We start from the raw sequence: 26,745 nt of genomic DNA on the forward strand, positions 1-26,745 counted from the left end.
CGACGGCGCCCCACGCGTTTCCGTGGCCACGCCCCGGGGGCCCCGGGGCGTGGCGCCGACCGCTCCGGAGGGTCACCCGCGACCACTCCTCGTGATCGCCCAGTGGAGTGGTCACCGTGATCACCCGGTGGAGGTGGTCACCTTGTAGTCCTGGCCGAGGACCACCGAGACGTCCGCGTTGGACGAGCCACTGCCCTTCTTCACGGTGCTGGTGGGCAGGCCGAGGGTCTTCGCGACCTCGATGGCGTCGTTCTTCCTGGCGGCATCGGTGTACGTGATCTGGGACACGCTCTGGGCGGTGGCGGCGGTGCCGGAGTCCAGGAAGGTGTAGCCGCCGTTGACCAGGACGACGCGGGACTTCTCGGTGGCGTCCTTGTTCCCGGTGGCGTTCTTGATGCCGACACGGACGGCGGCACCGGCGTCGGGACTCTTGGCGGTGCCACCGAGGACGTCCTTGACCACGCTGTTGGTGGCGCTCTCGCTCAGGGTGCCGTCCTGCTGCACGGGCAGCAGCGCTGTTTTGTAGTCGCCGCCCTTGGCGAGGTCGGCGAGCTTGGCGAGGAAGGCGCCGAGGTCCTGGTCGGTCAGGGAGGGGTCGAGGATCTGCGCCAGGGTCTGCACGGTGGTGGTCGCGGCCTGTTTGTCCGAGGACAGCTTGCGCAGCACGCCCTGCATGACCTGTCCGAACCGCTCCAACTGCGCGTTCTGGGCTTCGCCGGAGGCCCGGTAGGTGGCGTAGGCGACGGCCATCTTGCCGCTGAGGGTCTGGTTCTCGCCCTTCTTCACGAGGGGCGCCTCGCCCTTCTTCTTCGCGTCGGGGTCCGGCACATCGGCGTTGGTGGTGAGGTCGATGCTGCCGACGAGGTCGACCAGGTTGTTGAGGTAGGGGGTGTCGAGGCGCCAGGTGCCCTGGATGTTGGTCCCGAGCACCGTGTCGATCGCGTCCCGGGTCCCGGAGGAGCCGTCGTCGCCGACGGACTTGGCGAGCGTGGTCGTCGAGCCGCTGTCATCCGTCAGGGCAAGGGAGTTGGGCAGCAGGACGGTGGTGCCCTGCTTGGTGGTGGTGTTGTCGACGAGCAGCGCCGTAGAGGTGCCACCGCCCTTCGTGTTGTGCAGGTGAACGACGATCACATCACGGTTCTGGGCACCCGTGGCCGTCGTCGCGGCGGACTTGCCGCCGGAGGAGGTGCCGGGCAGCTTCCCCGCGTACCAGAGGTAGCCGACGCCGCCGACCGCGACCAGGGCGAGCACCACGACCAGGGCGACGACCCTGCTGCGGGCGCGGCGCTTGGCCTCCTCGCGGCGCTCGGTACGGTTCTCGGTGAAGTTGAGCCAGTCGATGACGTCTTCGGGCTCGGCTTCCTGCTCCTCGACGAAGGCGAACTGCTCGGTGCGGTAGTCCCGGTCGGCCCGGGGCTCCTTCTCCTCCGCGGGGCGCGCCTGCTGCGGGATGTACGCGGTCTGCTCGGCGACCCGGGGCTGCTGCCCGGTGCTCGTGCCCGCGGCGCCGGTCCCGCTCCGGGACTGACCGGCCTGCCCAGCCCGCCCCGTCTGCCCGGCCTGGCCGGCCTGCCCCGTGTGCACCGTCTGCCCATAGGGGTCGTACGACGGCGTCGTCCCGGCGGCACCGGACGCACCGGCTCCGTACGGGTCGTAGGCGGGGACCGCGGTCTGCTGACCGGTGTCGTACGAGGACACGGGCTGCTGCTGACCGGTGTCATAGCCCCCCGCGCCGGTCGCGTAGGGGTCGTAGCCGTAGCCCTGGTGCTGCTGCTGTGGCTGCTGTGGCTGCGCGTACGGGTCGTAGCCCTGTTGGGGCTGCTGGGACGCCACCTGCCGGTACACAGGCTGCCCGAACTCGTCGTAGCCGACGAGCTCGTACTGGTCGCCGCCCGCGTATCCGTCGTATCGGTCGTTCACCGGTGCCCCTCTCGGCTCACTCGCCTCACTCGCCGCGGTACAGCTCACGCTTGTCGATGTAGCGCACCACACCGTCCGGCACCAGGTACCAGACGGGGTCGCCCTTGGCGACTCTCGCACGGCAGTCTGTGGAGGAGATGGCCAGCGCGGGAACCTCGACCAGCGAGACGCCGCCCTCCGGCAGGCCCGGGTCGGTCAGGGTATGACCGGGCCGGGTGACTCCGATGAAGTGCGCGAGGGAGAACAGCTCTTCCGCGTACCGCCAAGTGAGGATCTGGCCAAGCGCATCGGCACCGGTGATGAAGAAAAGATCGGTGTCGGGGTTGAGGGCGCGCAGATCTCGAAGGGTGTCCGTGGTGTAGGTCGGGCCGCCGCGGTCGATGTCGATGCGGCTCACCGAGAACTGCGGGTTCTCGGCGGTGGCGATGACCGTCATCAGATAGCGGTCCTCGGCCGGTGAGACCTTCCGGTCGGACTTCTGCCACGGCTGCCCGGTCGGCACGAACACCACCTCGTCGAGGTGGAACTGCGCGGCGACCTCGCTGGCCGCCACGAGGTGCCCGTGGTGGATCGGGTCGAACGTTCCGCCCATGACGCCGAGGCGGCGCTTGCCCGGATTCGAGGGGCCGTTCCCAGGGCCGGTCGTCAGCCGGCTCGCCCTGCCTCTCACCGGGCCGCCGAGCGCGTCACCCGCGGCGCCGCCGACGGCGCCGCTCTCCGTGTCACTCGCCGGACCGGTAGGCATGTCCTGCTCTCCCATGCGTGCAGACCCTACCGGCCCGGTCGACGGGCTCCGCCCGACAGGGGTCCCCGGGACGGCTCCGAACGGCCGAAAAGGCTCAGCGGTCGCGGTTGAAACGCGTGGTGATCCACAGCAGCAGGAGCAGCACGAACAGCGCGCCACCGCCGGTCAGGAACGGGTTCAGGCTCTCGTGGTTGCCCCCCTGCTCGCCCTCGGCGGCAACGGTGACCAACTGTGCAGCGGTGCTGTGGAAGCTCATCTCGGCAGGACCTATCCGGTGTGGGCGGGATAAAGACGTCGGTCCATCGTATGCGGGGGCCTCGGTCGCGATCACGCCGACTCCGCCGTTGGGGACGCCGGTTGCTCCGGCCTCCCCGGCCGACACAGCCTCGGCCGTCCGGCTTGTCCCCGCCTCAGCGGTCCCGCGCCAACCGTCCTGTCTGTCCCCGCGTCAGTCGTCCCGCTTGTACCCGCGCAGCAGGAACCAGGCGGTCAGGCCCACCCCGACGATCATCACGATCAGCACGACACGGAGCAGATTGCCCGGGCCTTGCTTGTCTGCCGCGTTCGCGGCCTCGGTGAGCCAGGCGGCTGCGGGGATGTGCTCCATGGTGATGGACTCCTTCTCTGTACTGCCCGTCCACGTTATCTCCGCCTAGGCTGGGCCGTGCCTTGGGGGCACAAAGGGCACTCAGACGCACATGGGGGAACACATGTCCGACAACGGCCACCACCAGAACGGGCAGGAGAACGGGCACGAGAACGTGCCGAGCAGGCAGCGCAGGCGCTTCGAGGGGATCTCCTCGCGCACCTACGAGCACCCCGCGGACCGCTCGGCCCTCGTGGCCCTGCGCAAGCTCAGCGGCTTCGACACGGTCTTCAAGGCCCTGAGCGGCCTGCTGCCCGAGCGCAGCCTGCGGCTGCTGTTCCTGTCCGACTCGGTGCGCGTCTCGGACGCCCAGTTCGCGCACCTCAACACGATGCTGCGGGACGCCTGCCACATCCTGGACCTGGAGAAGGTCCCGCCGATGTACGTCGCCCAGGACCCGCAGCCGAACGCGATGTGCATCGGCCTGGACGAGCCGATCATCGTCGTGACGACCGGGCTCGTCGAGCTGCTGGACGAGGAGGAGATGCGGGCCGTCGTCGGGCACGAGGTCGGCCACGCGCTCTCCGGGCACGCCGTCTACCGCACGATCCTGCTCTTCCTGACCAATCTGGCGCTCCGGGTGGCCTGGATCCCGCTGGGAAACATCGCGATCATGGCGATCGTGACCGCCCTGCGCGAGTGGTTCCGCAAGTCGGAGCTGTCGGCCGACCGGGCGGGGCTCCTCGTCGGGCAGGACCTGAAGGCCTCGATGCGCGGCCTGATGAAGCTCGCGGGCGGAAATCACCTGCACGAGATGAACGTGGACGCGTTCCTCGAGCAGGCCGAGGAGTACGAGGCCGGGGGCGACCTGCGCGACTCCGTGCTCAAGATCCTCAACACCCTCCCCCGCACCCACCCCTTCACCACGGTGCGCGCCGCCGAGCTGAAGAAGTGGGCGGAGTCCCGCGACTACCAGCGGATCATGGACGGTCACTATCCGCGGCGCACCGAGGACAAGGAGACCTCGGTCTCGGACTCCTTCCGGCAGTCGGCGGCGAGCTACGCCACGGACGTCAAGAACTCCAAGGACCCGCTGATGAAGCTGGTCAGCGACATCGCGGGGGGCGCGGGCGACCTCGGCGGGCGGGTGCGGCGCGGGTTCGGAGGCTTCGCCGGCGGCACCTCGAAGGACCAGAGCACCCCTAAGGACCAGACTGCCCCGAACGACCGGACCGCCCCCGAGGACCGGACCTCGCCGAAGGACCAGCCGCCCCGGGACAGCACCCCGGAGGACGACGACTGACACGTACGGGAGCCGGGAACGCGACGGTCACGGTCAGAACTCTGAGCGTCGGACCTGCGGCTGTCAGACCCTCCGTCGGCCGCCAGAGCATCGGCCGCCAGAGCATCAACCGCCAGGCCTTCGACCGTCAGACACTCGGCTGCGAGCTCGTCGCCAGTGAGCCGCACAGCGCCGTCGCGCTGCCCGTCGCGTACGGGTCGGTGCCGGCCGGGCCGCCCGCCTTCGCCGTCTGGCCCGCGAGCAGCGGATGCAGATGGCTCACCGAGTCCTCGGAGCACGCGAGCGGTCCGGCCTGGACGTAGGAGACGACCACCTCGGCCTGGTGCATGCGCAGGTCGTCGCGGTCGAAGCGGAACTGCAGCTCGCGCCGGACGGTGAACAGCGAGGCCTTCGCGTTGGCGTCCGAGCCGGCCGGCTTCAGGGCGTACACGAAGGTGTGATCGGCGACGACCTCAAGGGTGCTGGAGTCGAACTCGGCGGCCTGAAGGGTGCCCTGCACCCTGATCCTGGAGTCGGCGAGCTGGGCGCGGGTGGGGTCGAAGCGGACCAGCCAGCCGGTGGGCGCGTGCCGACCGTCGGCGGCCGGGTGGTCGAAGCTCTGGTCGAACTGGTCGAGCTGCTGGGGGGCGAGCAGGATCCGCACCGGCCGGTTGGTGACCCCCGTGAGCACCTCCGGGTCGAGCGAGGACTTGACCAGGTAGTCCTTGGCGGTGGTCAGGGCGGCCACGACCTGACTGTCGGAGAAGTGCGCGGTGCGCCGGTAGGCGGGCAGCGCGATGCCGTCGGCGCCGACGGCGAACTGGGCGGCCGGGCTGTGCGCGTACAGCGCCTCGGCGCTCGTGGCCCCCGGTACGGCGGTCTGGGGCGCGAGGGGTATGACGGTCATCCGCAGCGGTTCGGGGGGCTGGGCGGCCGGGGTCTGGTACGGGTGCCGCACGCCCATGTAGATCGCGGTGCCGAAGGCGACGGCGATCAGCAGGACCAGGATCAGCGCCTGCCGGGGCAGACCTCGCTGGAGGGTGGGGCGGCGGCGTACGGCCGGGGCGTGGTCGGCCATCCGTTCCTGCGCGGAGAACTCCTGGAGGCGGGCAGCGCGGACGAACGACTCGTCGAAGACGACGGATCGGTATTCGTCCTCTCCACCAGCGGGAGCGCCCTCGGGTGTCCCCTCAGGTGGGTCTCCAGGCCCGCCCATACCTTCAGGGTAGGTCTCCGGGGGCTCAGGTAAACGCCGTGGTACACGACAACTTCTGACAGGTTCTCACCAGGATCGCCACGGACCATCGCGATCGTCAGAATGTTCGAAGGGCAGTCAGGGACGGCGCGGGCGCCATGGGTGTCAGGGCGTTCGGGGAACCGCGGACACGGCCGAATGGGAGTACTCGGCCGAAGCGGAGGGGCCGGTGCCGGTGACCTTGTCCTGGCCTTGTTCGAGGCCCGTGGAGGCGGGCGGCGGGACCTGGTCCTGGCGGCCCGAGGAGGCCCCCCGGTAGACCGCCGTGAAGGCCAGGGCGACCATGCCGACGCCCATCACGAGGGCGAGCACCCAGGCGACAGGGCGGTGCCAGCGGGCCTGTTTTCCGTAGGCCCTGCCGTATCTGCCGTACGAGCCCGGCACTCCGTAGCGGCCTTCGAGGATCTCGGTGTCGTCGAGGTCGTCCAGGTCCGGGTCATGGTCGAAATCGCCAGGGCCGTCGGGCCCGAACCCGTCCTCATAGCGCTCGTCGTCGCCGCGGGCACCCCGGGAGTGTGTCCGGCGCGCCTCGGCCTCTGAGGCCTCCGCGCGGGCCTGCGCGGCTGCTAGGAGGCGTTCGACGGCGGTCGGCTCATGGATCACCGCCGCACGTACGAAGTCCTCGTCGAAGACCACGGAGGCGAACTCTTCGTCCGCACCCCCGCGGTCGCGGTCGTCGTCGGGCTCCCAGCCGTCAGGGAACGGCGTGCCCCCCACGTCCTCCGGCACGGATCCAGAGTAGACCTGGGGGGTCATTTTGGGCAGACGGTATGGAAATTCATCCGCCTGACGAGACGCGGCTCACGCGGGGCGCGGGCTCAGCGCCGGATGTGTCCGTCGCCCGTGACGATGTACTTGGTGCTCGTCAGCTCCGGCAGCCCCATCGGTCCCCGCGCGTGCAGCTTCTGCGTGGAGATGCCGATCTCGGCACCGAAGCCGAACTGGCCGCCGTCGGTGAAGCGGGTCGAGGCGTTCACGGCGACCGTGGTGGAGTCCACCAGCTGGGTGAAGCGGCGGGCGGCCTGCTGCGAGGTGGTGACGATGGCCTCGGTGTGGCCGGAGGTCCACAGCCGGATGTGTTCGACGGCCCGGTCGAGCGAGTCGACGACGGCGGCGGCGATGTCGTACGAGAGGTACTCGGTCTCCCAGTCCTCGGGCGTGGCCTCGACGACGGTGGCCTTGGAGTCCTTGGCGTAGGCGAGGACTCGCTCGTCGGCGTGCACGGTGACTCCGGCGTCCGCGAGGGCGTCCAGGGCGCGCGGCAGGAACGCGGGGGCGATGTCCTGGTGCACGAGGAGCGTCTCGGCGGAGTTGCAGACGCTGGGCCGCTGCGCCTTGGAGTTGATCAGGATGTCGATCGCCATGTCGAGGTCGGCGTTGGCGTCGACGTACACATGGCAGTTGCCCGTGCCGGTCTCGATGACGGGGACGGTGGACTCCTGGACGACCGTGCGGATCAGCGAGGCCCCGCCGCGCGGGATGAGGACGTCGACCAGACCGCGGGCTCGCATCAGCTCGCGGACAGACTCTCGGCCCTCGCCGGGCACCAGCTGGATGGCGTCGGCGGGCAGTCCGGCGCCGCCCACGGCGTCGCGCAGCACTCGGACCAGAGCGGTGTTCGACTCGAAGGCCGAGGAGGAGCCGCGCAGCAGGACGGCGTTGCCGGACTTCAGGCAGAGGGCGGCGGCGTCGACCGTGACGTTCGGGCGGGCCTCGTAGATGATCCCGACGACGCCGAGCGGGACGCGGACCTGGCGCAGGTCGATGCCGTTCGGGAGGGTCGAGCCGCGCACGACCTCGCCGACCGGGTCGGGCAGCGAGACGACGTCCCGCACGTCCGAGGCGATGGCGCGCACACGCTCGGGCGTGAGCGTGAGCCGGTCGATGACGGTCTCGCTGGTGCCGGCCTCGCGGGCGCGCGCGATGTCCTTGGCGTTGGCCGCGACGATCTCGCTCGTACGGACCTCCAGCGCGTCCGCGATCGCGAGCAGCGCGTCGTCCTTCTCGGCCCGCGGCAGGGGTGCGAGATCGGCGGCGGCGGCCTTGGCGCGGTAGGCGGCCTGGGTGACCGGGGACATCGAGTCGTACGGCGAGAGCGTGGTCATATCGGAAGGGTAGTGCGCCGGACGGACCCGTCCCGCGGCTGTCCCACACCCCGAGACAGGGTCAAAAGGGATGGACTCCGACCGGAGTGGCCGGAAGTGGCCCATACCCCTCCGCGATCCGTTGGTGGTACGTCTCGCGGTCGATGACCTCAAGGCCGACGATCTCCCAGGGCGGGAGCTTGGCGGTCTGGCGGTGTTCGCCCCACAGGCGCAGGGCGACGGCCGCCGCGTCGTGCAGGTCGCGGGCCTCTTCCCAGTAGCGGATCTCCGCGTGGTCGTTGGCGTAGCGGCTGGTCAGCAGGAACGGGTGGTCGTGGGCCAGCTGTTCGAGGGCACGCCTGACCTCCTTCAGCGGGGCCTCGCCACCCGAGACGCTCAGCGTGACGTGCCACAGCCGGGGCTGGTCGGCCGGCCTCTCGCCCGCGTAGGTGTCGCCGGCCGCGACGCTCGTCAGGGCCCGTTCCTCGCCCGTCGCGCGGGAAGCCGGACCACCCGCCCGGGAGGCGGCACCGCCGCGGGACGCCGCCGCCCCAGGGCGCACTCGTCTCACGACGGCCTCCTTTTCGCAATGGTCCGCAATCGTCGTACTGCATCGGGCTGCATCGGGGTCTCCCCGCAACAAAGTTGAGCAGGTGGGGAGCCGCCGTGTGGCACTTTTACACAACGTCCCCCGGCGGGGGCCTCGGAATCGGCCTTTTACGGGTGTACTGGACAGCTGTTTCAGAGGTGGTGCGGAACAGGCGTCTTACGGATGCAGGAGCACGAGGTCGTCCCTGTGTACGACCTCGCGTTCGTACTCCGGGCCCAGCTCGCGGGCCAGCTCGCGGGTCGAGCGCCCGATGAGCTGGGGAATCTCCTTGGCGTCGAAGTTCACCAGGCCCCGTGCGACCGCCCGCCCCGTGCTGTCGCGCAGCTCGACGGGGTCGCCCGCGGTGAAGTCGCCCTCGACGGCCGCGATACCCGCCGGCAGCAGCGAGGTGCGCCGGTCGACGACCGCGCGCACGGCCCCGTCGTCCAGGACGAGCGCGCCCTGCGGGGTCGAGGCGTGCTGCAGCCACAGCAGTCGGTCGGCGGAGCGTTTGCCGGTGGGGTGGAAGTACGTGCCGGTGTCGCCGCCCGCGAGGGCCTCGGCGGCGTGCACGGCGGAGGTGAGCACCACGGGGATGCCCGCGGCTGCCGCGATCCTGGCCGCCTCGACCTTGGTGACCATGCCGCCGGTGCCGACGCCCGCCTTGCCCGCGGTGCCGATGTCGACGTGAGCGAGGTCCCCGGGTCCGCGGACCTCCGCTATCCGCGAGGTGCCGGGCTTGCTGGGGTCACCGTCGTACACGCCGTCCACGTCGGAGAGCAGGACAAGCAGGTCGGCCCGTACGAGGTGGGCGACGAGCGCGGCGAGCCGGTCGTTGTCGCCGAAGCGGATCTCGTCCGTGGCGACGGTGTCGTTCTCGTTGACGACCGGCAGGGCGCCCATCGCGAGGAGCTTGTCGAGGGTGCGGGCGGCGTTGCGGTGGTGGGCGCGCCGGCTGGTGTCGTCGGAGGTGAGGAGCACCTGACCGACGCGGACGCCATGGCGGGCGCAGGAGGCTGTGTACCGGGCGACCAGGAGGCCCTGGCCGACGCTGGCGGCGGCCTGCTGCCGGGCCAGGTCCTTGGGGCGACGGCGCAGCCCGAGTGGGGCGAGGCCGGCCGCGATGGCGCCGGACGAGACGAGGACGATCTCCTTCTCGCCGCCGCTGCGGTGCTTGGCGAGGACGTCGACGAGCGCGTCGACACGGTCGGCGTCGAGTCCGCCCGCGGCCGTGGTCAGCGACGAGGAACCCACCTTGACGACAATCCTGTGGGCCCCGGCCACGGCCTGCCTCGCCCCTGCCACCTGGCCTGCCATGTGCCCAGTCACCTGCCCTGCCACCTGCGGTGTGTCCCCTCGCGTCGGTCCCGCCCGGCAATCTACGCGAACGGGCGGGGGCGGCGCCCGTCGGTCCAGCCTGCGGACGGCGCCCGCCCCCTCGTGATCACCGGGGCGTAGCCGCTCGCTCACGTCCCGCGTATGCAAAAAAGGTTGTGCGGGTTCCTCATAGAACTTAAAGATGGCGCAAAGATAAGTTGACCAACGTGGCATCTAATGTTCATCCGGTGAAGCGCATACTCCTGAGATCAGGGAAAAGCCCGTACGACGTCGTCCCTGTGGAGCAGGCCCTCCACCAGGACGTCATCGCCACCAACGCGGGAAACCTGATCTTCAGCGACGCCGCGCACAAGATCCTCGAGACGCCTCGCGCCGAGGTCGTGTCGAACGGCATCCGTACCAACGTCGCCGCCGCGGGCCGCATCAACGAGGAGTACGACGCCTTCGTCGTTCCGCTGGCCAACGCGTTCCGGCCCTCGTTCGAGCCCCAGCTCAGGCGGCTGACGCAGCTGATCAGCAAGTTGCGGATCCCGGTGGTCGTGCCGGGTATCGGCGCGCAGAGCGGTCTGGACTACAACCCGGCCAGGCTGAAGCCCATGGAACCGGCTGTCCGGGAGTTCGTCGCCGCCGTGCTCGAGCGCAGCGCGTCCATCGGGGTGCGCGGTGAGTTCACCGAGCGATACCTGAAGGACATGGGCTTCCGCGACGTCGAGGTCATCGGCTGCCCGTCGATGTTCATGTACGGCAGGGAGCTCGACGTACGCAAGAACGCGCCCGCGCTCGGTCCCGAGTCCCGGGTCGCGATCAACGGCTCGCACAGTGCGGTGAAGTCCCAGGGCCTGGACGGCGTCATCCGCCGGGCGCACGCCCGCTACCCTCACCTGCGGTTCGTCGGACAGAACCTCAGCGACGGCCGCCAGCTGCACTGGCGCGACCTGTCGGATCCGAACGGTTCCGTCACCGCGATGCCCACGCACCCCGATCACCCGATGTACCGCGAGGACAAGGTCCGTGTGTACATCGACCCCGTGACCTGGATCGACGACCTGCGGGACTTCGACTTCTCGTTCGGCTCCCGCATCCACGGCAATATCGCGGCGCTGCTGGCGGGTACGCCCGCGACCGTGCTGTGCGGCGACTCTCGCACCCTCGAACTGTGCCGCTACTTCGGCATCCCGCACCGCAGGATCAACGCGCTGCCGCAGGACCTCGACCCGGCCGAGCTGTACGCGGAGGCGGACTTCGGCTCGCTCACCGGCGGCCACCAGGAGCGCTTCGACCGCTTCATGGGCTTCCTGGAGCGCAACGGCCTGGAGAACACGTTCACGCACGGCGACGGGGGCGCGGCGCACGAGAAGCGGCTGCGCTCGCTCGCCTTCCCGGCCGGCATCCGCCCCTGGAACGACTCCGACGTCGCCTCGCTGACCAGCCGGTTCGGCTGGCTCCAGACCCGTATCGGCGAACTGTCCACGGACAACGCGAAGCTCAAGCGCGAACTCGACAAGGCCCGCAAGACCGCCGTGAAGCCGGCGGCCGCGGCGGCGCCGCAGCGCTCCGTCTACCGCATCGCCCGGCGAGCGGTGGGGCGCCCGCTGCGGAAGGCTCTGCAGGCGGGGCGCCAGTAGCTGTCCCCGGCTACAGGCGGGGCGCCAGTAGCCGTCACTGGCTGCTCCGCAGTCGGGGGCGCCTTCAGCCTTCACCGGCCTTCAGGCCTTCACCGGCCCTGAGCAGCCCTCATCGGCCGTCTTGGTGGCCAGGTGATTCACCGAGCGCCCGTTCCGTAGCCCTCCGGGCCGCGGAACGGGCCTCTTCGTCAGCCCGCGCGGCGCGGTCCGAGGATCTTGCGCGCCATCTTGCGGGCGGTGCGCATGCCCGGGAAGTGGGCGGCGGGGGCGAACTTGAAGCTCTCGATGGTGACCGTCTCGCGGGAGGTCGGGACGAACCAGCCGTCCGGGAGCGGCGCCGCCTTGTCCCGGAAGTGCGGGTAGGCGAGGTAGGCCTTGCGGCTGCGCGGATCCACGTGGAGGGTGGGCGCCTTCTTCTTCTTGATGAAGTCCAGGACGTCCACCAGCAGGTCGCCCCGGCCCTGACCGGCGAGGTTCACCCTGAGCCGCTCGTTGACCTTGAGGCGGTTCGCGACCCCCTCGGTCCAGTACGCGTCGATCAGTGGCTTGGCCAGCACGAGCTTGTTCTGTCTGACCTCCTCGTCGTCTCTGAGGAAGACGGGGCCGAACTGCGGCAGCAGCGTGACGAGGAAGGGGCGGACCATCAGGCCGTCGCGGCGCTTGCCCGCGGGCACGTGCTCGGCGATCAGGCCCATCAGGGCGCGGGCGGAGTCGAAGCGCAGGGTGTAGCTGCCGCTCTTGGTGACGTGCTTTCCGTCGTCGCGGCCGACGAGGTAGTAGCAGTCGTAGTCGGCGACCACGGAGACGCCGTCGGCGCGGAGGTAGGCCTCCATGGTGAAGAGGGCGTCCTCGCCGGTCTTCAGCGACTCGTCGAAGTGCATGTCGTGCCGGGTGAGCAGCTCGCGCCGGAAGAGCTTCTGCGCGCTGAGCGTGAACTTGATCTGCGAGGAGAAGACGTCCGTACGGGGCTGGTTCTTGCCCCACATCGACTTGGGGGCGTTGCGGTTGACGCCGATGACCTTGCCGAGCACGACGTCCGTGCTGTGCTCGTCGGCCATGGCGACCATGCGCTCCAGGGCCTCGGGGCCGAAATAGTCGTCGGCGTCGAGGAAGAAGACGAACCGGCCGCGGGCCTTGTCGAGGCCGACGTTGCGCGGGCCGCTGGGGCCGCCGGAGTTGGCCTGCCGGATCACCGTGACGGCCATGGCCGCACGCTTGGCGAACTCCTCGAGGTACTCGCCGGTGCCGTCCTTCGACCCGTCGTCGACGGCGATGACCTCGATACGAGCGGGGTCGAGCGTCTGGGCCTCGACCGACTCCAGGCACTTGACCAGGTAGGGCATGGCCTCGTACGCCCCGATGATCACGCTCACATCAGGCTGCGTCACGGTCACGTTTCTCCATTGTCATCCGAACATTTCCCCCGTATCACCTAAAGGGCTACCTCAAAGACGGTTGAAAGTACTAAGAGGTTGCCTCACCGGACCCCAAATGTGATGCGGTTCACAGGTTTACGGGGAACGGGACAGGGTCCGGCCCCGAGGATGCTCCTCGGGGCCGGACCCTGTCACTGACTGCTCGGAGAGGCGACTGCTCGGCGAGATGACTGCTCGGCGAGAGGGATCAGCCCTTGACGGCCGCGCCGCCCGTCTCGTCCGCCGAAGCCTTGCGCTGCCCGGGAACTCCGTTCGCGAGCTCCACGGCGGCGGCCGACGCACCGGTCTCCTGACCGAGGTTGCGCGCCCGGGACTTCTTCGCGAGGTCGCGCACCGCGGCGTTGAACTGGTCGATCGACGCCGGCTCGTCGGGGCCGAGCAGGTACTCCTTCAGCTCCCGGCGGTCGGCGGCGAGCGCGTCCCCGGACGGATCGGTGACCTCGGCGAGCAGTTCGCCCAGCTCGCTCGCCGAGTTCGACAGGATCACGGCGGCACGCACCGCGGTGTTCTGCCGCTTGAACTCCTCGACGCCCAGCTCCGCGGAGTCCGTGACCGCGTACGGCTTGCCGCTCGCGATGAAGTCGGAGACCACGGACGAGATGTCGGAGACCATCGCGTCGGAGACGTTGAAACAGTCGTACAGGCGCGGCTCGGCGCCCGTGATGACCCGGTGCTCCCAGCTGCCGAACGAGCGCCAGTAGGCGTCGTTCCACTCGGTGCGCAGCCGGGCGACCTCGGCGTGCGCGGCCGTGTCGACCATGCCGTCGCGGGTGGCCTCGGCCTCGTCGCCGCTCTCGGTGACACCGGTCAGCTTCTCGATGCGGGCCCCGATGCGGGCCAGCTCCGCCTTGGCCGCGGACTGGGCCGCCGCGTCGACGGCGAAGCGCGGGTCGGCGGCGCGCTCGGCGGCCGCCTTCTCGACCAGCGCGACGATCTTCTCGTGCGCGGTCTTGGCCTGCGGGCTGCGGGTGCCGGTGAACGGGTGCGGCTTGTAGAGGACGCGGACGGGCTGCTCGGCCTTCAGCAGCGCGCGCACGATGTTGGCGCCCGCCAGCAGGATCGAGGTGTTGCCCGGGTTGTCGTCCCAGCCCTCCCAGGTGGGGGCGTACAGGACCGTGGGGATACGCCCCTCGGGCACGCCCCGCCAGGTCTGGATCGGGGCGAGCTGCGGGCGGCCGACCTCCGCTATGTCGTCGTCGCGGACACCGACGTCGGCGATGGCGTAGCGGTCGCGTCCCGCGCGACCGGCGGTCCACACCTCGTCGTACGCCTTGCTGAACGGGTTGACGCTGGCCAGCTTGTCGCTGTCGCCGTGGCCGATGAAGACGTGCTTCATGGTCGGGACGCGCAGCATGTGGATGTTCTTGCCGACGTTCGCCGCGTACAGCGCGACACGCACCGTGGACAGGTCCATGTTCATCAGGTGCACCCCTCCGGGCACGCAGATGACCGGCACCGTGGTGGGCGCCATGCGCTCCAGGATGGCGCGCTCGCGCAGGATGATCAGCGGCCGGGTGTCCAGCTGCTCCATCGTCTCCAGCCACATGTTGACCTGGTACGCCGAGTCCTTGGAGCCCGAGAAGTACAGCACCGTCTCCGGGCGGTACTCGCGCAGCCAGCCGTCGACCGCCGCCAGGACCGTGTCCGCGTTCGGCGGGGTCTTCTTGCCGCGGATGTACGGGACGAGCGTGACGACGTAGACGAACGCCAGCACCAGCGTGACCCCGATGCCCGCGAAGCCGTACACGTTGGTGTCGGTGGCCCCGGTGACGAGGACGCCGGCGACGGCCAGCAGGTCGAGGTGGAGCATCTTTTCGGCGGCCCGGTTGAGCAGGGCGCGCGGCGGTGCGTCCGGGATGCGGATGCGCGAGGCCAGGTCGACGTTGCGGGTGGCGACCGGCATCTTGCGGCGCAGCCGGATCATGGTGATCAGCGCGCTGTGCGGGGCCTGGAAGCCGTAGAAGGCGAGGAAGCACGCGATCGCCGCGTAGAAGACCATGCTGTCGGACAGGTCCAGGCGTGCGAGCAGCAGGACCAGGAGCAGCTGTCGGATCAGGAACCTGATGGACAGACCGGCGCGCACCTTGCTGAGGCGGTTGATCAGATAACTGCCGCGCCGGTGCAGATAGTGGTCCGCCAGGTACGTCACAGCGGCCGCGGCGGCGAAGGCACCGACGCTCGGGAGAAGCGCGGCCAGCATCAGGCAGGGGAAGCCCAGCATCATGAGGGCCGCCGCGGCCAACTCGGCCGCACTGCCCACCCGGGCAACGCGTATAGCGGTGGATATCACGGATAAACCTGCTCTTGGGGGGTGTATGCCGGTTTTGTTACTGCTTGATTAACGAAAAGGGCCTTGCGGGCGATCGCGGACAATCCGGGAATTTTACTGACTCAGGCCTCTGTGAATACGCGGCAAACGCGCAGACTCAGAGGCCTGAATTCCAAGAAAACTAATGGATGTTAATTATGCCACGCCGTCCTGCCGGTCCAGCACGCTGGCCAGCGCCGCTTCGAATCCGGAGGCCCGTCCGGCGCCGGCGGTCGGGTCCTGCTGGCGTACGTCGATGACGTGACCGGTCATTTCGGACAGGAGGACGTCCAGCGAGGTACGCGCGACCGCCTCGGAGGAGAGCAGCGAGCCCGCGGGCTCCTGGCCGAAGGCCTTGGTGCGCATCGGAGTCGCGGTGCGCTCGGGGTTGATGCAGTTGACGCGGATGCCGTCGCCCGCCCACTCGTCGGACAGCGCCTGGGTGAGGTTCACCATGGCGGCCTTGGTGGAGGAGTAGAGGCTGTACTCGGCGCGACCACGGGTGTAGCTGCTGGAGGTGTAGAGCAGCAGCTGGCCGTTGCTCTCGGCGAGGTACTTGTAGGCGGAGCGGGCGATCTGCACCGGGGCCAGATAGTTGACCTTCAGCGCTTCCTCGATCGTCGCGTTGTCCGTCTCCGCGAGCTTGCCTATGCGCAGCACCCCGGCGGTGTTGATGACGTAGTCGATGCGCCCGGTCTCGGCGTACGCCGTGGACAGCGCGTCGTCGACCTCCTCCGGGTTCTCGACGTGGGTGCCGGTGGTCGAGCGGCCGAGCGCGTAGGTCTTCGCGCCGTAGCCCTCGGCGAGTTCGGCTATGTCCTTGCCGATGCCGTACGAACCGCCGAAGACCACCACGGTCTTGCCGCTGAGCAGCTCGCGGTAGGCGGCCTCGTCGGCCTGCTCGGGGGCGGCGGTGGAGGCCAGCTGGAAGAGCTTGTCGGCGATGAAGACGTCGACGGGCTGAGTGACCTTCATGTTGTACTCGTCGCCCGCGACGACGTGGATCGGCACGTCCGGCAGGTACTTGAGCACGACCGAGCAGTCGTCGGTGGCCTGGAAGTTGGGGTCGCCCGCCGCGACCTCGTAGGCGCGGCGGATCGTGGACAGCTTGAACGCCTGGGGCGTCTGGCCGCGGCGCAGCCGGGAGCGGTCCGGGATCTCGGTGATGAACTCGCCGTCCTCGCCGTGGGTGCGGGTCACGATGATCGTGTCCGCGGAGGGGATGGCGACGTCGACGGCCTGGTAACGCTCCAGGGCCGTGACGCAGTCGTCTATGACGCGCTCGGACAGCAGCGGGCGCACGGCGTCGTGGAAGAGGACGTTGGCGTCCTCGCCCTCGGCCAGACCCTCGCCGAGCGCGGCGATCGCGCGCTCGGTGGTCTCGTTCCGCGTCGAGCCCCCCTCGATCACCTGAGTGACCTTCTTCAGCCCCGCCTTCGCGACGATCTTCTCGACGTCCGGCACATAGCCGGGAGCCATCAGCACGATGATGTCGTCGATCGACTCGGCCTGTTCGAAGGTGGTCAGCGTGTGTTCGATGACCGCCTTGCCTGCGATCTTCAGCAGTTGCTTCGGAATCGACAGACCCACGCGCTGACCGGTGCCGCCGGCCAGGATCACTGCGGTGGTACGGGGCTTGGCAAAGTGCTCAGACACAGGTGACCTACCTTGGGGCGACAGGGAACTTTGGGATGCTCCCACTTTCCGTTACTGCCATGCAAGGTGAGCGCCCTCTGCTGCTTATGTGCACGCAACCGGCTATTCACCTTGCAGGCAGGTATCTTCCGAGATTCCGAACCGTATTGTCCGGATTTGCTGTGAGTAACTGCACACGTTTTACGTGCGCTCTTCACGCCCGCTTCAGACGCTTGAGGACCCGGTGACCGAGAACCCGGACGAGTTCCCTGGACGGGGTCTGGTGAACCGAGCGCACGGACTCGGGGGGATACGCGGGAGTCGCGGCCGCCACGGCGAGCGCCCCGTACAGCGCATGGGCCGCCACCTCCGGATCGATCCGCGGCGGCCCCGTCTCCTCGGCGCTCGCGACGCTGGGTACGACGGACAGCAACGCCGGGTCACCGAGCACCCGTACGCCCATGGCGGCGATCCGCCCGGCCATCTCCGCGCCGATACCGGCGGCCGCCTCCAGCGCCCAGCGGGGCGTGGTGATCCGCGCGTCGTCCGGGGCCGGGAGGCAGGCGTTCTTCATATGCATGACGGCGCCGCCACGCACCATCCTGGAATACACCTCGTCGGGCAGCCCATTACCGCGGAACTCCCTATTGAGTTTCCGCAGCATTTCGGTCTCGGCGAACGTGAGTGAGCGATTGGCCGTGTCCGGCACCGGCACCAGGAGACCGTCGGGCAGGCCGAGGAGGGATTCGAAGGTGCGCATCAGACCGTCGCGGTCGCGGTCGTCGACCACCACGACGGTGACGTTCTCGGCACCGACGACCCGCACCCAGCGTTCGACGAGCCGGTCGTGGCGGTGACGGCGCCAGAAGCTCGGATTGGGCTTCTCGTACGGGGCCTTGCGCAGCATGTGTTCGAGCCAGTCCTCGTAGCCCATGCGCAGACCGTTCTGCACGTACTGCTGCCACTGCGAGGGCATGATCTTCGCCAGCGGCCGCAGGGTGACCAAAACATGAACCCGGCCCTGATCCCGGCCCTGGCCCCGGCCGAGGTCGTCGACGATCCGGGCGATGGCCTCGTCGTCGGGCGCATCGGCGAAGAACTCGCTGCTGACCACCGAGGTGCGCCTGCCGGTGGCGTGCACCGCGTCGACGAGCCGCTGCCAGTGCCTCTCGGTGGGCTTGGCGTCGCCCATCATCCCGGGCCGGGCGCAGACCGCGAGGGCGGCTTCCATCGGGTGCCTGCTGTGGGCCGGGAAGTCGACGCCGTGCCCGGCCATCGCGTCCTTCGCGGCGAACAGGGCGCTCTGGATCGACGTGGTCCCGGTCTTGTGCGGGCCGATGTGCAGCAGCCGGGTGCCGGGGGGCAGCGGTGTGGGGGCGCTCTTCGGGACGGTTTCGCCGGTCTCCGCCTCCGGGGCCGCCGAGTCGTGATGCGTACAGTCGGTCTCCATGGTCAACGGAGGTTAAATCTCTTACCTGAGCCTTACCTGAGAATGTCCTGGGACTCACATGAGTCCCAGGAATCCCATGAGTTCTGAGAGTTCCATGAGTGCTGAGAGTTCCATGAGATCTGTGAGCCCCGGAACAACGCTGCTCAGACCAGACGCACGCCCGGCTTCCCCGCCTCGACCCGCAGCCGGGCCAGCGTGCTGGACGCGGCGTCCGGCCGCAGCACGGTCTCCGGGGCGCGGACGGTGGCGTCGATGCCGTCGCGCCGGATGTCGAAGAGGTGGTAGCCGCGGTGGGCGTCGATGAACTTCCAGTGCGGGTTGTCCGGCATCCGCGGGTCCCACTCGGTGTGGAAGGCCACCTGGTCCTGGTCACCGCCGCTGGAGATGGAGGTCCCGACGAACTCGGCGCCGACGACGGCGGACTCCGGGTCGGCGAAGTCCTTCCTGAGGTCGCTGATCATGGTGAGGTGTCGGTCCCCGGTCAGCACGACGGGGTTGCGCACGGTGGACAACTCCCCCATGAGCGCGTTGCGTTCGGCCTGGTAGCCGTCCCAGGCGTCGTAGAACCAGAGCTTGCCGGGGCCGATCTGCAGATCGGTCTCGGCCATCATGATCTGCGAGGCGATCAGGTTCCAGCGCGTCGGTGAGTGGTGCAGCCCGCGCAGCAGCCAGGCCTTCTGCTCGGCGCCGAGCATGGTCATCGATGGGTCCTCGGCGCCCGCCTGGGTGGTCGCCTGGTCGCTGCGGAACTGCCGGGTGTCCAGGACGTTCAGCCGGACCAGCCGACCGAAGTCGAGCCGCCGGTGCATCCGGATGTGCGGACCGTTCGGCACCGCGGTCGCCCGGACCGGCATGTGCTCGTAGTACGCCTGGTAGGCGGCGGTCAGCCGGGCCACGAACGCGTCGTGCGACTGCTTGGCCGGGTCCTGCGGAATCTCCCCGGCGAAGTCGTTGTCGACCTCGTGGTCGTCGAAGGTGACCACCCAGGGCGCCGCGGCGTGCATCGCCAGGAGGTGCGGATCGGTGCGGTACTGCGCGTAGCGGTTGCGGTACTGGACGAGGGTGTACGGCTCCCCGCCGCCCTCGTGCCGGCGGACGGCCGTCGCCGACGGCGGAGACTCGTAGATGTAGTCGCCGACGAAGAGCACGAAGTCGGGATCCTGGGCCAGCATGTCGGCGTACGGGGTGAAGTAGCCGTTCTGCCAGTTCTGGCAGGAGGCGAGCGCGACGCGCAGCGAGCCGCCGGAGCTGTGGAGGTGCGGGGCGGTGCGGGTGCGGCCGGCCGGCGAGAGCTGGCCGTCGGCGCGGAAGCGGTACCAGTACGCGCGGTCGGGGCGCAGTCCGCGGACGTCGACGTGGACGCTGTGCCCGTACTCGGGCAGCGCCTGCGCGACGCCCCGCCGCACCGGCCTCCCGAAACGGGCGTCCTCGGCGATCTCCCACTCCACCGGAACCGCGCGGTCGGGCATGCCGCCGCCGTTCAGCGGGTCGGGGGCGAGCCTGGTCCACAGCACGACGGCGTCGGGCAGCGGGTCGCCGGAGGCGATACCGAGGGTGAACACCCCGTCGGGCAGCGGGGGTTCGGCGGCGCGGGCGGTGCCCGGAAGCCACAACTGGCTGGTGGCGGCGGCCCCCAGGGCCGCGGCGCCGGCGGTGAGAAAGCGGCGTCGATCGCGCGAGACGGTTCCGGTCATCGGTGAACTCCCCTGCGTCGGTGGCCCCTTGGACATCGGGAGGCTCACACGCCGCAGTGGCCCGCTCGCTGAACGGAGTTAATCAAGAGCATGACAAGAAGGTGAAGGGCGACCTCTCATGCTCAAAAGATCGCGCGGTTCCCCGCGCCCTTTTCAGGGACGCGGGGAACCGCGCGAGCAACCCCCGCCCACCCGCAGCCGAACGAACGGCGGCAGAGGGACCGGGGACGTCGACCTAGAACGGCTCGAAGTCGTCGTACTCCTTGTCCGCGTCGTCGCGCTCCGCCTGCTTGTCGCGGCGGCGCTGCGCGGCGGGCCGCGGGGCTTCGAGACGGTGGTCCTCACCACGGCGGCCGAGCATCTCCGCGCCGGCCATGACGGTGGGCTCCCAGTCGAAGACGACCGCGTTCTCCTCGGGGCCGATGGCGACGCCGTCGCCCGAGCGGGCGCCCGCCTTCATCAGCTCCGCCTCGACGCCGAGGCGGTTGAGACGGTCGGCGAGGTAGCCGACGGCCTCGTCGTTGTTGAAGTCGGTCTGACGGACCCAGCGTTCGGGCTTCTCGCCGCGCACGCGGTAGAGGCCGTCCTCCTCCTGGACCACGGTGAAGCCGGTGTCGTCGACCGCCTTCGGGCGGATGACGATCCGGGTCGCCTCCTCCTTGGGCTTGGCGGCGCGCGCCGTGCCGACCATCTCGGCGAGCGCGAAGGACAGCTCCTTCAGGCCCATGTGCGCAACCGCCGACACCTCGAAGACGCGGTAGCCGCGGGCCTCCAGGTCGGGGCGGACCATCTCGGCGAGGTCCTTGCCGTCCGGCACGTCGATCTTGTTGAGGACGACGATGCGCGGGCGGTTGCCGAGGCCGCCGTACTGCTTCAGCTCTTCCTCGATGATGTCGAGGTCGGTGACCGGGTCGCGCTCGGACTCCAGGGTCGCCGTGTCCAGCACGTGCACCAGCACGCTGCAGCGCTCGACGTGGCGGAGGAACTCGAGGCCGAGGCCCTTGCCCTGGCTGGCGCCGGGGATGAGGCCGGGCACGTCCGCGATCGTGTAGACCGTCTCGCCCGCCGTCACCACGCCCAGGTTGGGGATGAGGGTCGTGAAGGGGTAGTCCGCGATCTTCGGCTTGGCGGCCGACAGGACGGAGATGAGGGAGGACTTGCCGGCGCTCGGGTAGCCGACGAGGGCCACGTCCGCGACGGTCTTCAGCTCCAGGACGATGTCCTGGAAGTCACCGGGGACACCGAGCAGCGCGAAGCCGGGCGCCTTGCGGCGGGCCGACGACAGCGCCGCGTTGCCGAGGCCACCGCGACCGCCCTGTGCGGCGACGTACGACGTGCCGTGGCCGACGAGGTCCGCGAGGACGTTACCCGCCTTGTCGAGCACGACCGTGCCGTCCGGCACCGGCAGGATCAGGTCCTGCCCGTCCTTGCCGGAGCGGTTGCCGCCCTCGCCGGGTTTGCCGTTGGTGGCGCTGCGGTGCGGCTTGTGGTGGTAGTCGAGCAGCGTGGTCACGGACTGGTCGACGACCAGCATCACGTCACCGCCCCGGCCACCGTTGCCGCCGTCCGGGCCGCCGAGCGGCTTGAACTTCTCCCGGTGTACGGAGGCACAGCCGTGGCCCCCGCTACCCGCGGCGACGTGCAGCTCGACGCGGTCCACGAAGGTGGTCATGGGATGTGCCTCCAGTTACGTACGAAAGTCCTGCGCAACCCTGTATGCCACAGAGCCGCTTCTCTTCAAAACACGCGAAAGGCGGACCCGCTTCCCGTACGGGAAGTGAGGTCCGCCTCGCGAAAGAACCGGTCAGGCGACCGGAACGATGTTCACGACCTTGCGGCCACGGTGGGTACCGAACTCCACCGCACCGGCGTCAAGGGCGAACAGCGTGTCGTCCTTGCCACGGCCGACGCCGTTGCCCGGGTGGAAGTGGGTGCCGCGCTGGCGGACCAGGATCTCACCGGCGTTGACGACCTGACCGCCGAAGCGCTTCACGCCGAGCCGCTGAGCATTGGAGTCGCGACCGTTCCGAGTGGACGATGCGCCCTTCTTGTGTGCCATCTCTCCTCAGTCCCTTACTTCGCAGCCGCGGGGATCTCAGTGACCTTGATCGCCGTGTACTGCTGGCGGTGGCCCTGACGACGGCGGTAACCGGTCTTGTTCTTGTAGCGAAGGATGTCGATCTTGACGCCCTTGTGGTGGTCCACGATCTCGGCCTGGACCTTGATGCCGGCAAGGACCCACGGGTCGCTGGTCACGGCGTCGCCGTCGACAACGAGCAGGGTCGAGAGCTCGACCGTGTCGCCAACCTTGGCAGTGGAAATCTTGTCAACCTCAACGATGTCGCCGACAGCAACCTTGTGCTGGCGACCACCGCTGCGCACGATGGCGTACACGCGGATCTCTCTCTCGCTCGGAACGGAACCCCGCAGTCCAGCCGCGCGCTGCGCGAGCGGCCTCTCCCGAAGCGCACGGCACGCGAACACGCATGACACGCAGAATTACGGGAGGAAGAGGTTTACGGGGGTGCGGCGCGTCAGGGGACACGCCGACGGTCTAGGTTACGGGGCCCGGCTTGAGGGGTCAAACCGGGCCACCGTCATGCTGTCGGAGCAGCGGAGGGACCGACTTCCGTCAGCCCTCCGCCGGTTCCGCGTCAGTCCTCGGTGGTCGCCGAGACTGTCGAACGGTCCTGCTGCTCGGCCGCCGCGGTCTTCTTCGCGGTGGTCTTGGCGGCCGCCTTCTTCGCGGTCGCCTTCTTGGCCGTGGCCTTCTTGGCGACCGTCTTCTTGGCAGCGGTCTTCTTGGTGGCGGCCTTCTTCGCCGTCGCCTTCTTGGCCGTCTTGCGGGCGGCCGTCTTCTTGGCCGGGGCCGGGGCCTCGGCGTCCGTCTCGACCGCGGTCTCGGCCGCCGTCTCGACCGCCGCGGGAGCCTCGGCCGGCTCCGCCGAGGCCGACGGGACGACCACGACGGCCGCCTCCTCGGACGCGGTGGGCGCGGTGGCCTTGCGGACGGCGCGGCGACGCGGGCGGGCCGGCGCGGCGACCTCGGCGGGCGCTTCGGCGACCGGCGCGGGCTGCGGCTCGACGACCTCGGCGGCGGCCTCCGGCGCGGGCGCCGCGACCGGCTCCGTAACCGTCACCACGGCCTCTTCCGCCGCCTTCGGGGAACCGGCCGGAGCCGACACCTTGCGGGTGGCGCGACGACGCGTACGGCCCTTGGGAGCGGCCTCGTCCTCCGGTACGGCGACCACGGGGGCCGGAGCGGCCTCAGCGGCCGGCGTGACCTCGGGCGCCTCGACGACCGGGTCCTCGACCGCGACCGGCTCGGACGCGGCGGCCTCGTGGGACGTCAGAGCCCGCTCGGTCCGCTCGGCCCGCTCCTCACGGCGGCCCCGGGGAGCACGCTCCTCTGCCTTCGGCGCACCCGCGGGAGCCGACACGCGCCGGGTCGCCCGGCGCCGCGAACGGCCGCCACGGGAAGCCGCGGCCTCCGCCTCGGCGGCGCTGCTGTACAGCTCCTCGTCCGGCTGGAACTCCTGCTCGACCAGGGCGACGGGCGCGGCGACCTCGGCGGCCACCTCGGCCTCGCTCTCGACCGTCTCCGGCTCCTCCGCGATCTCGTGCGCGTGCTCGAGCTCGTGGTCGTGCTCGTGGACCTGCTCGGCGCCACCACGGCCGCGCTTCTTGCGCTTGCCGCCGCCTCCGACCGAGGTCGGCTGCTCCATGTGCACGATCACGCCACGGCCGTTGCAGTGGACGCAGGTCTCCGAGAAGGACTCCAGCAGACCCTGGCCGACACGCTTGCGCGTCATCTGCACCAGGCCCAGCGAGGTCACCTCGGCGACCTGGTGCTTCGTACGGTCGCGTCCCAGGCACTCCAGAAGGCGCCGCAGCACCAGGTCCCGGTTGGACTCCAGGACCATGTCGATGAAGTCGATGACGACGATGCCGCCCAGGTCGCGCAGCCTCAGTTGGCGCACGATCTCCTCGGCCGCCTCCAGGTTGTTCCTGGTCACGGTCTCTTCGAGGTTGCCGCCCTGACCGGTGAACTTGCCGGTGTTGACGTCGACCACGACCATGGCCTCGGTCTTGTCGATCACCAGCGAACCGCCGCTGGGCAGCCAGACCTTGCGGTCCAGGGCCTTCATCAGCTGCTCGTCGATGCGGTACGTCGCGAAGACGTCGACCTCGGAGGTCCACTTCGAGAGACGGTCGGCCAGGTCGGGCGCGACGTGGGACACGTACCCGTGGATGGTCTCCCACGCCTCGTCGCCGCTGACGATGACCTTGGTGAAGTCCTCGTTGAAGATGTCGCGGACGACACGGACGGTCATGTCCGGCTCGCCGTACAGCAAGGACGGCGCGTTCGAACTGCCGCCGCTCTTCGCCTTCTTCTGGATGTCCTCCCACTGCGCCTGCAGACGCTCGACGTCGCGGGCCAGCTCGTCCTCGCTCGCTCCCTCGGCGGCGGTGCGCACGATGACGCCCGCGTCCTCGGGGACGATCTTCTTGAGGATGGTCTTCAGGCGCGCACGCTCGGTGTCGGGCAGCTTGCGGCTGATACCGGTCATCGAGCCCTCGGGCACGTAGACCAGGTAGCGGCCGGGCAGGGAGACCTGGCTGGTGAGGCGGGCGCCCTTGTGGCCGATCGGGTCCTTGGTGACCTGCACGAGGACCGACTGACCGGACTTCAGCGCGCTCTCGATGCGGCGCGGCCCGTTGGCCATGCCGAGCGCCTCGAAGTTGACCTCACCGGCGTAGAGCACGGCGTTGCGGCCCTTGCCGATGTCGATGAAGGCGGCCTCCATCGACGGCAGCACGTTCTGGACCTTGCCCAGGTAGACGTTGCCGACGTACGAGGTCGACTGCTCCTTGTTGACGTAGTGCTCGACGAGCACGTTGTCCTCGAGGACGCCGATCTGCGTGCGCTCGCCGCTCTGGCGGACGACCATCACACGCTCGACGGCCTCACGGCGGGCCAGGAACTCAGCCTCGGTGATGATCGGAACGCGACGGCGGCCCTGCTCGCGCCCTTCACGGCGGCGCTGCTTCTTGGCCTCCAGGCGGGTCGAGCCCTTGATGGACTGCACCTCGTCGGACGGGTGCTCGTCCTTCTTGCCGCGCGGCTCGCGGACCTTGACGACGGTGCGCTCGGGGTCGTTCTCGCCGGGCTCGGCCTCGGGGCCGGAGTCACCGGCGCGACGACGACGCCGACGGCGGCGACGGCTGCTGCTGGAGCCGGAACCGCCCGGCTCGTCGCGCTCGTCCGCCTCCTCGGCGTCCTCCTCGGCCTGCTCGGCGGTGTCCTCGGCGTCCTGCGCGGCCTGCTCGGCGGCGTACTCGTCGTCACCGGCCTCACCGTCCGCCTCGGCGGACTCGCCGCGGCGACGGCGACGGCCACCACGACGGCGACGGCGGCGCGAGCCCGCGGACTCCTCCTCGGACTCGTCGTCCTCGGCGCCGTCCTCGACGTCCTCGGCGGACTCGTCGGGCTCCTCCACCTCGTCGACGGGCTCCGCGGCCGGGGCCGCGGGTGCCTCCTCGACGGCCCGGCGGCGACGGCGACGGCGTCCGCCCGTCTCCTCCTCGACGGCCACGGGTACCTCGACGACCTCTTCGGCCTGGGGGGCCTCGGCGGCCACTTCCGCCGCCTCGGCGGCAGCCGCGGCGGCGGCCCGCTCCGGCGTCTGGAACATCGGCTCGGTGAACACGGGCGCCTGGAACACGGCGACGGCCGGACGCGCGGGCCGTCGCGCGGACTCGGCCTCCTTCGGCGCGGGGGCGGAGAAACCGACAGCGGCCTTGCGCGTGGCACGGCGGCGGGTCCGGCGCGGGGCGCCGTCCTCGGCGGTCTCGGCCTCGGCCGCGGGCGTGGTCTCGGCCTCCGCGGCGGGCTTGCTCTCGGCCTCGGCCGCGGGCTTGCTCTCGCTGGGGCTGGTCTCGCTGGTCACGGGCGCCTCCACACGCTCGTCGGCGGCGTCGCCCTCGGGCGCACCGGCGGGCGCGGAGACGCGCCGGGTGGCGCGACGACGGGTGGTGCGACGGGGTGCGGCGTCCTCGGCGGCGGGGGCCTCTTCGGCCTGCGCCTCGACGGGCTCCCTGACGACCTCAGGGGTCTCAGCAGCCTCAGGGGCCTCAGAGACCTCAGGGGTCCGAGCGGCCTCGGTGGTCCGGGCGGCCTCGGCCGCCTTGGGCGCACCGGTCGGTGCGGAGGCACGACGGGTCGCACGACGACGCGGACGGGCGGCGGGCGCCGCCTCCTCCTCGACGGCGGGGGCCGCTTCGGCAGCGGGGGCCTCTTCGGCCTGGGCCTCGGCCTCGGCCGGCGCGGTCGCGGGCACCACGGTCTCCGCCGCCGTTGTCGCCTCGGCCGTCACCGGCGCACCGGCGGGCGCGGACGCCCGGCGGGTGGCGCGGCGACGCGTACGGCGCGGAGCGGCGTCCTCGGCGGGCCCGACCGACTCGACCGGCTCGGCGGCAGCGGCCTGAGCCACCGCCTCCTCCACCGTCTCTTCGGTCTCCTGGGCCTCTTCGGTCTCGAGAGCCTCGACGCCCTCGGCTGTGGCCATGGCCTCGGCCGATGCCACCGGCGGTATGGCCGGAGCCGTGGTCTCGGCCACGGACGGGGACTCGGCCGCGCCCGTGGGCGGGCCGGCCGGACGCGACGCCGCACGGCGGCGGCGCCGCGGCGGCAGGGTGTCGCTCGGAGTGTTGTTGTTGTCGGAACCCTCAGTGGGTTCGGTCGGCTCGAGCATGCGGGTGGATCTCCCGTCAGGCTCCCGGGCGCCGCGCCTGGTC

General features: G+C 70.2%; 20 protein-coding genes. 2 read left to right on the forward strand and 18 right to left on the reverse strand.

The window, feature by feature from the left end; all coding sequences use genetic code 11:
- Window positions 1-120 precede the first annotated feature (120 nt).
- The 4 genes from ACZ7M2_RS04870 to ACZ7M2_RS04885 form a co-directional block, all read right to left on the reverse strand.
- A complete protein-coding gene (locus ACZ7M2_RS04870) occupies window positions 121-1,920 on the reverse strand; it encodes an LCP family protein (RefSeq protein ID WP_471594134.1) in 1,800 nt (599 codons plus the stop codon).
- A gap of 25 nt (window positions 1,921-1,945) precedes the next feature.
- Window positions 1,946-2,512, reverse strand: a complete 567-nt coding sequence (nadD, locus tag ACZ7M2_RS04875; protein WP_248297702.1) for a nicotinate-nucleotide adenylyltransferase — start codon at window positions 2,510-2,512, stop codon at window positions 1,946-1,948.
- 247 nt (window positions 2,513-2,759) lie between these two features.
- Window positions 2,760-2,921, reverse strand: a complete 162-nt coding sequence (locus tag ACZ7M2_RS04880) for a hypothetical protein (RefSeq protein WP_095854717.1) — start codon at window positions 2,919-2,921, stop codon at window positions 2,760-2,762.
- A gap of 192 nt (window positions 2,922-3,113) precedes the next feature.
- Window positions 3,114-3,272 (reverse strand): hypothetical protein, encoded by a 159-nt coding sequence (locus tag ACZ7M2_RS04885; RefSeq protein WP_095854716.1) that lies wholly within the window; start codon window positions 3,270-3,272, stop codon window positions 3,114-3,116.
- 103 nt (window positions 3,273-3,375) lie between these two features.
- Here ACZ7M2_RS04885 and ACZ7M2_RS04890 point away from each other — a divergent pair, with 103 nt between their 5' ends.
- On the forward strand, window positions 3,376-4,554 hold the full coding sequence (locus ACZ7M2_RS04890) for a M48 family metallopeptidase (protein WP_471594135.1): 1,179 nt from the start codon (window positions 3,376-3,378) through the stop codon (window positions 4,552-4,554).
- 127 nt (window positions 4,555-4,681) lie between these two features.
- On the opposite strand, the gene ACZ7M2_RS04895 is transcribed toward ACZ7M2_RS04890, so the two are convergent.
- The 5 genes from ACZ7M2_RS04895 to proB form a co-directional block, all read right to left on the reverse strand.
- Complete coding sequence (locus tag ACZ7M2_RS04895; RefSeq protein WP_471594136.1) at window positions 4,682-5,749, reverse strand: SCO2583 family membrane protein; 1,068 nt, start codon at window positions 5,747-5,749, stop codon at window positions 4,682-4,684.
- Between the two features lie 144 nt (window positions 5,750-5,893).
- Entirely contained in the window at window positions 5,894-6,517 is a 624-nt protein-coding gene (locus tag ACZ7M2_RS04900) for an SCO2584 family spore wall biosynthesis protein (RefSeq protein ID WP_471594137.1), read from the reverse strand.
- A gap of 89 nt (window positions 6,518-6,606) precedes the next feature.
- Entirely contained in the window at window positions 6,607-7,893 is a 1,287-nt protein-coding gene (locus ACZ7M2_RS04905) for a glutamate-5-semialdehyde dehydrogenase (protein WP_471594138.1), read from the reverse strand.
- 61 nt (window positions 7,894-7,954) lie between these two features.
- Window positions 7,955-8,443 (reverse strand): hypothetical protein, encoded by a 489-nt coding sequence (locus tag ACZ7M2_RS04910; protein ID WP_471594139.1) that lies wholly within the window; start codon window positions 8,441-8,443, stop codon window positions 7,955-7,957.
- A gap of 195 nt (window positions 8,444-8,638) precedes the next feature.
- On the reverse strand, window positions 8,639-9,745 hold the full coding sequence (gene proB, locus ACZ7M2_RS04915; protein WP_403688639.1) for a glutamate 5-kinase: 1,107 nt from the start codon (window positions 9,743-9,745) through the stop codon (window positions 8,639-8,641).
- Window positions 9,746-10,026: 281 nt separating this feature from the next.
- On the opposite strand from proB, the gene ACZ7M2_RS04920 reads away from it, so the two are divergent.
- On the forward strand, window positions 10,027-11,424 hold the full coding sequence (locus ACZ7M2_RS04920) for a polysaccharide pyruvyl transferase family protein (RefSeq protein WP_471594140.1): 1,398 nt from the start codon (window positions 10,027-10,029) through the stop codon (window positions 11,422-11,424).
- Between the two features lie 188 nt (window positions 11,425-11,612).
- Here the strand turns inward: ACZ7M2_RS04920 and ACZ7M2_RS04925 are convergent, their stop codons facing one another.
- The 9 genes from ACZ7M2_RS04925 to ACZ7M2_RS04965 all read right to left on the reverse strand — a co-directional run bounded on the left by ACZ7M2_RS04925 (window position 11,613) and on the right by ACZ7M2_RS04965 (window position 26,702).
- A complete protein-coding gene (locus ACZ7M2_RS04925) occupies window positions 11,613-12,818 on the reverse strand; it encodes a glycosyltransferase family 2 protein (protein ID WP_471594141.1) in 1,206 nt (401 codons plus the stop codon).
- A gap of 229 nt (window positions 12,819-13,047) precedes the next feature.
- Window positions 13,048-15,150 (reverse strand): hypothetical protein, encoded by a 2,103-nt coding sequence (locus ACZ7M2_RS04930; RefSeq protein WP_471594142.1) that lies wholly within the window; start codon window positions 15,148-15,150, stop codon window positions 13,048-13,050.
- A gap of 174 nt (window positions 15,151-15,324) precedes the next feature.
- Window positions 15,325-16,824 carry a D-ribitol-5-phosphate cytidylyltransferase gene (locus tag ACZ7M2_RS04935; RefSeq protein ID WP_403688303.1) on the reverse strand — a complete coding sequence of 500 codons (1,500 nt, stop codon included), beginning with the start codon at window positions 16,822-16,824 and terminating at the stop codon, window positions 15,325-15,327.
- A gap of 193 nt (window positions 16,825-17,017) precedes the next feature.
- The gene (locus ACZ7M2_RS04940; protein ID WP_471594143.1) at window positions 17,018-18,253 is read right to left on the reverse strand and encodes a hypothetical protein; all 1,236 of its coding nucleotides are present in this window, start codon (window positions 18,251-18,253) and stop codon (window positions 17,018-17,020) included.
- A 143-nt stretch (window positions 18,254-18,396) separates the two neighbouring features.
- Window positions 18,397-19,947 carry an alkaline phosphatase D family protein gene (locus ACZ7M2_RS04945; protein WP_471594144.1) on the reverse strand — a complete coding sequence of 517 codons (1,551 nt, stop codon included), beginning with the start codon at window positions 19,945-19,947 and terminating at the stop codon, window positions 18,397-18,399.
- A 235-nt stretch (window positions 19,948-20,182) separates the two neighbouring features.
- Entirely contained in the window at window positions 20,183-21,619 is a 1,437-nt protein-coding gene (obgE, locus tag ACZ7M2_RS04950; RefSeq protein ID WP_352046207.1) for a GTPase ObgE, read from the reverse strand.
- Window positions 21,620-21,751: 132 nt separating this feature from the next.
- Window positions 21,752-22,006 (reverse strand): 50S ribosomal protein L27, encoded by a 255-nt coding sequence (gene rpmA / locus ACZ7M2_RS04955; RefSeq protein ID WP_028802588.1) that lies wholly within the window; start codon window positions 22,004-22,006, stop codon window positions 21,752-21,754.
- 14 nt (window positions 22,007-22,020) lie between these two features.
- Complete coding sequence (gene rplU / locus ACZ7M2_RS04960) at window positions 22,021-22,341, reverse strand: 50S ribosomal protein L21 (RefSeq protein ID WP_006374708.1); 321 nt, start codon at window positions 22,339-22,341, stop codon at window positions 22,021-22,023.
- A gap of 260 nt (window positions 22,342-22,601) precedes the next feature.
- The gene (locus ACZ7M2_RS04965; protein ID WP_471594145.1) at window positions 22,602-26,702 is read right to left on the reverse strand and encodes an Rne/Rng family ribonuclease; all 4,101 of its coding nucleotides are present in this window, start codon (window positions 26,700-26,702) and stop codon (window positions 22,602-22,604) included.
- Between the last annotated feature and the right edge of the window lie 43 nt (window positions 26,703-26,745).

The sequence above is a fragment of the Streptomyces sp. NPDC111507 genome (assembly GCF_055638955.1).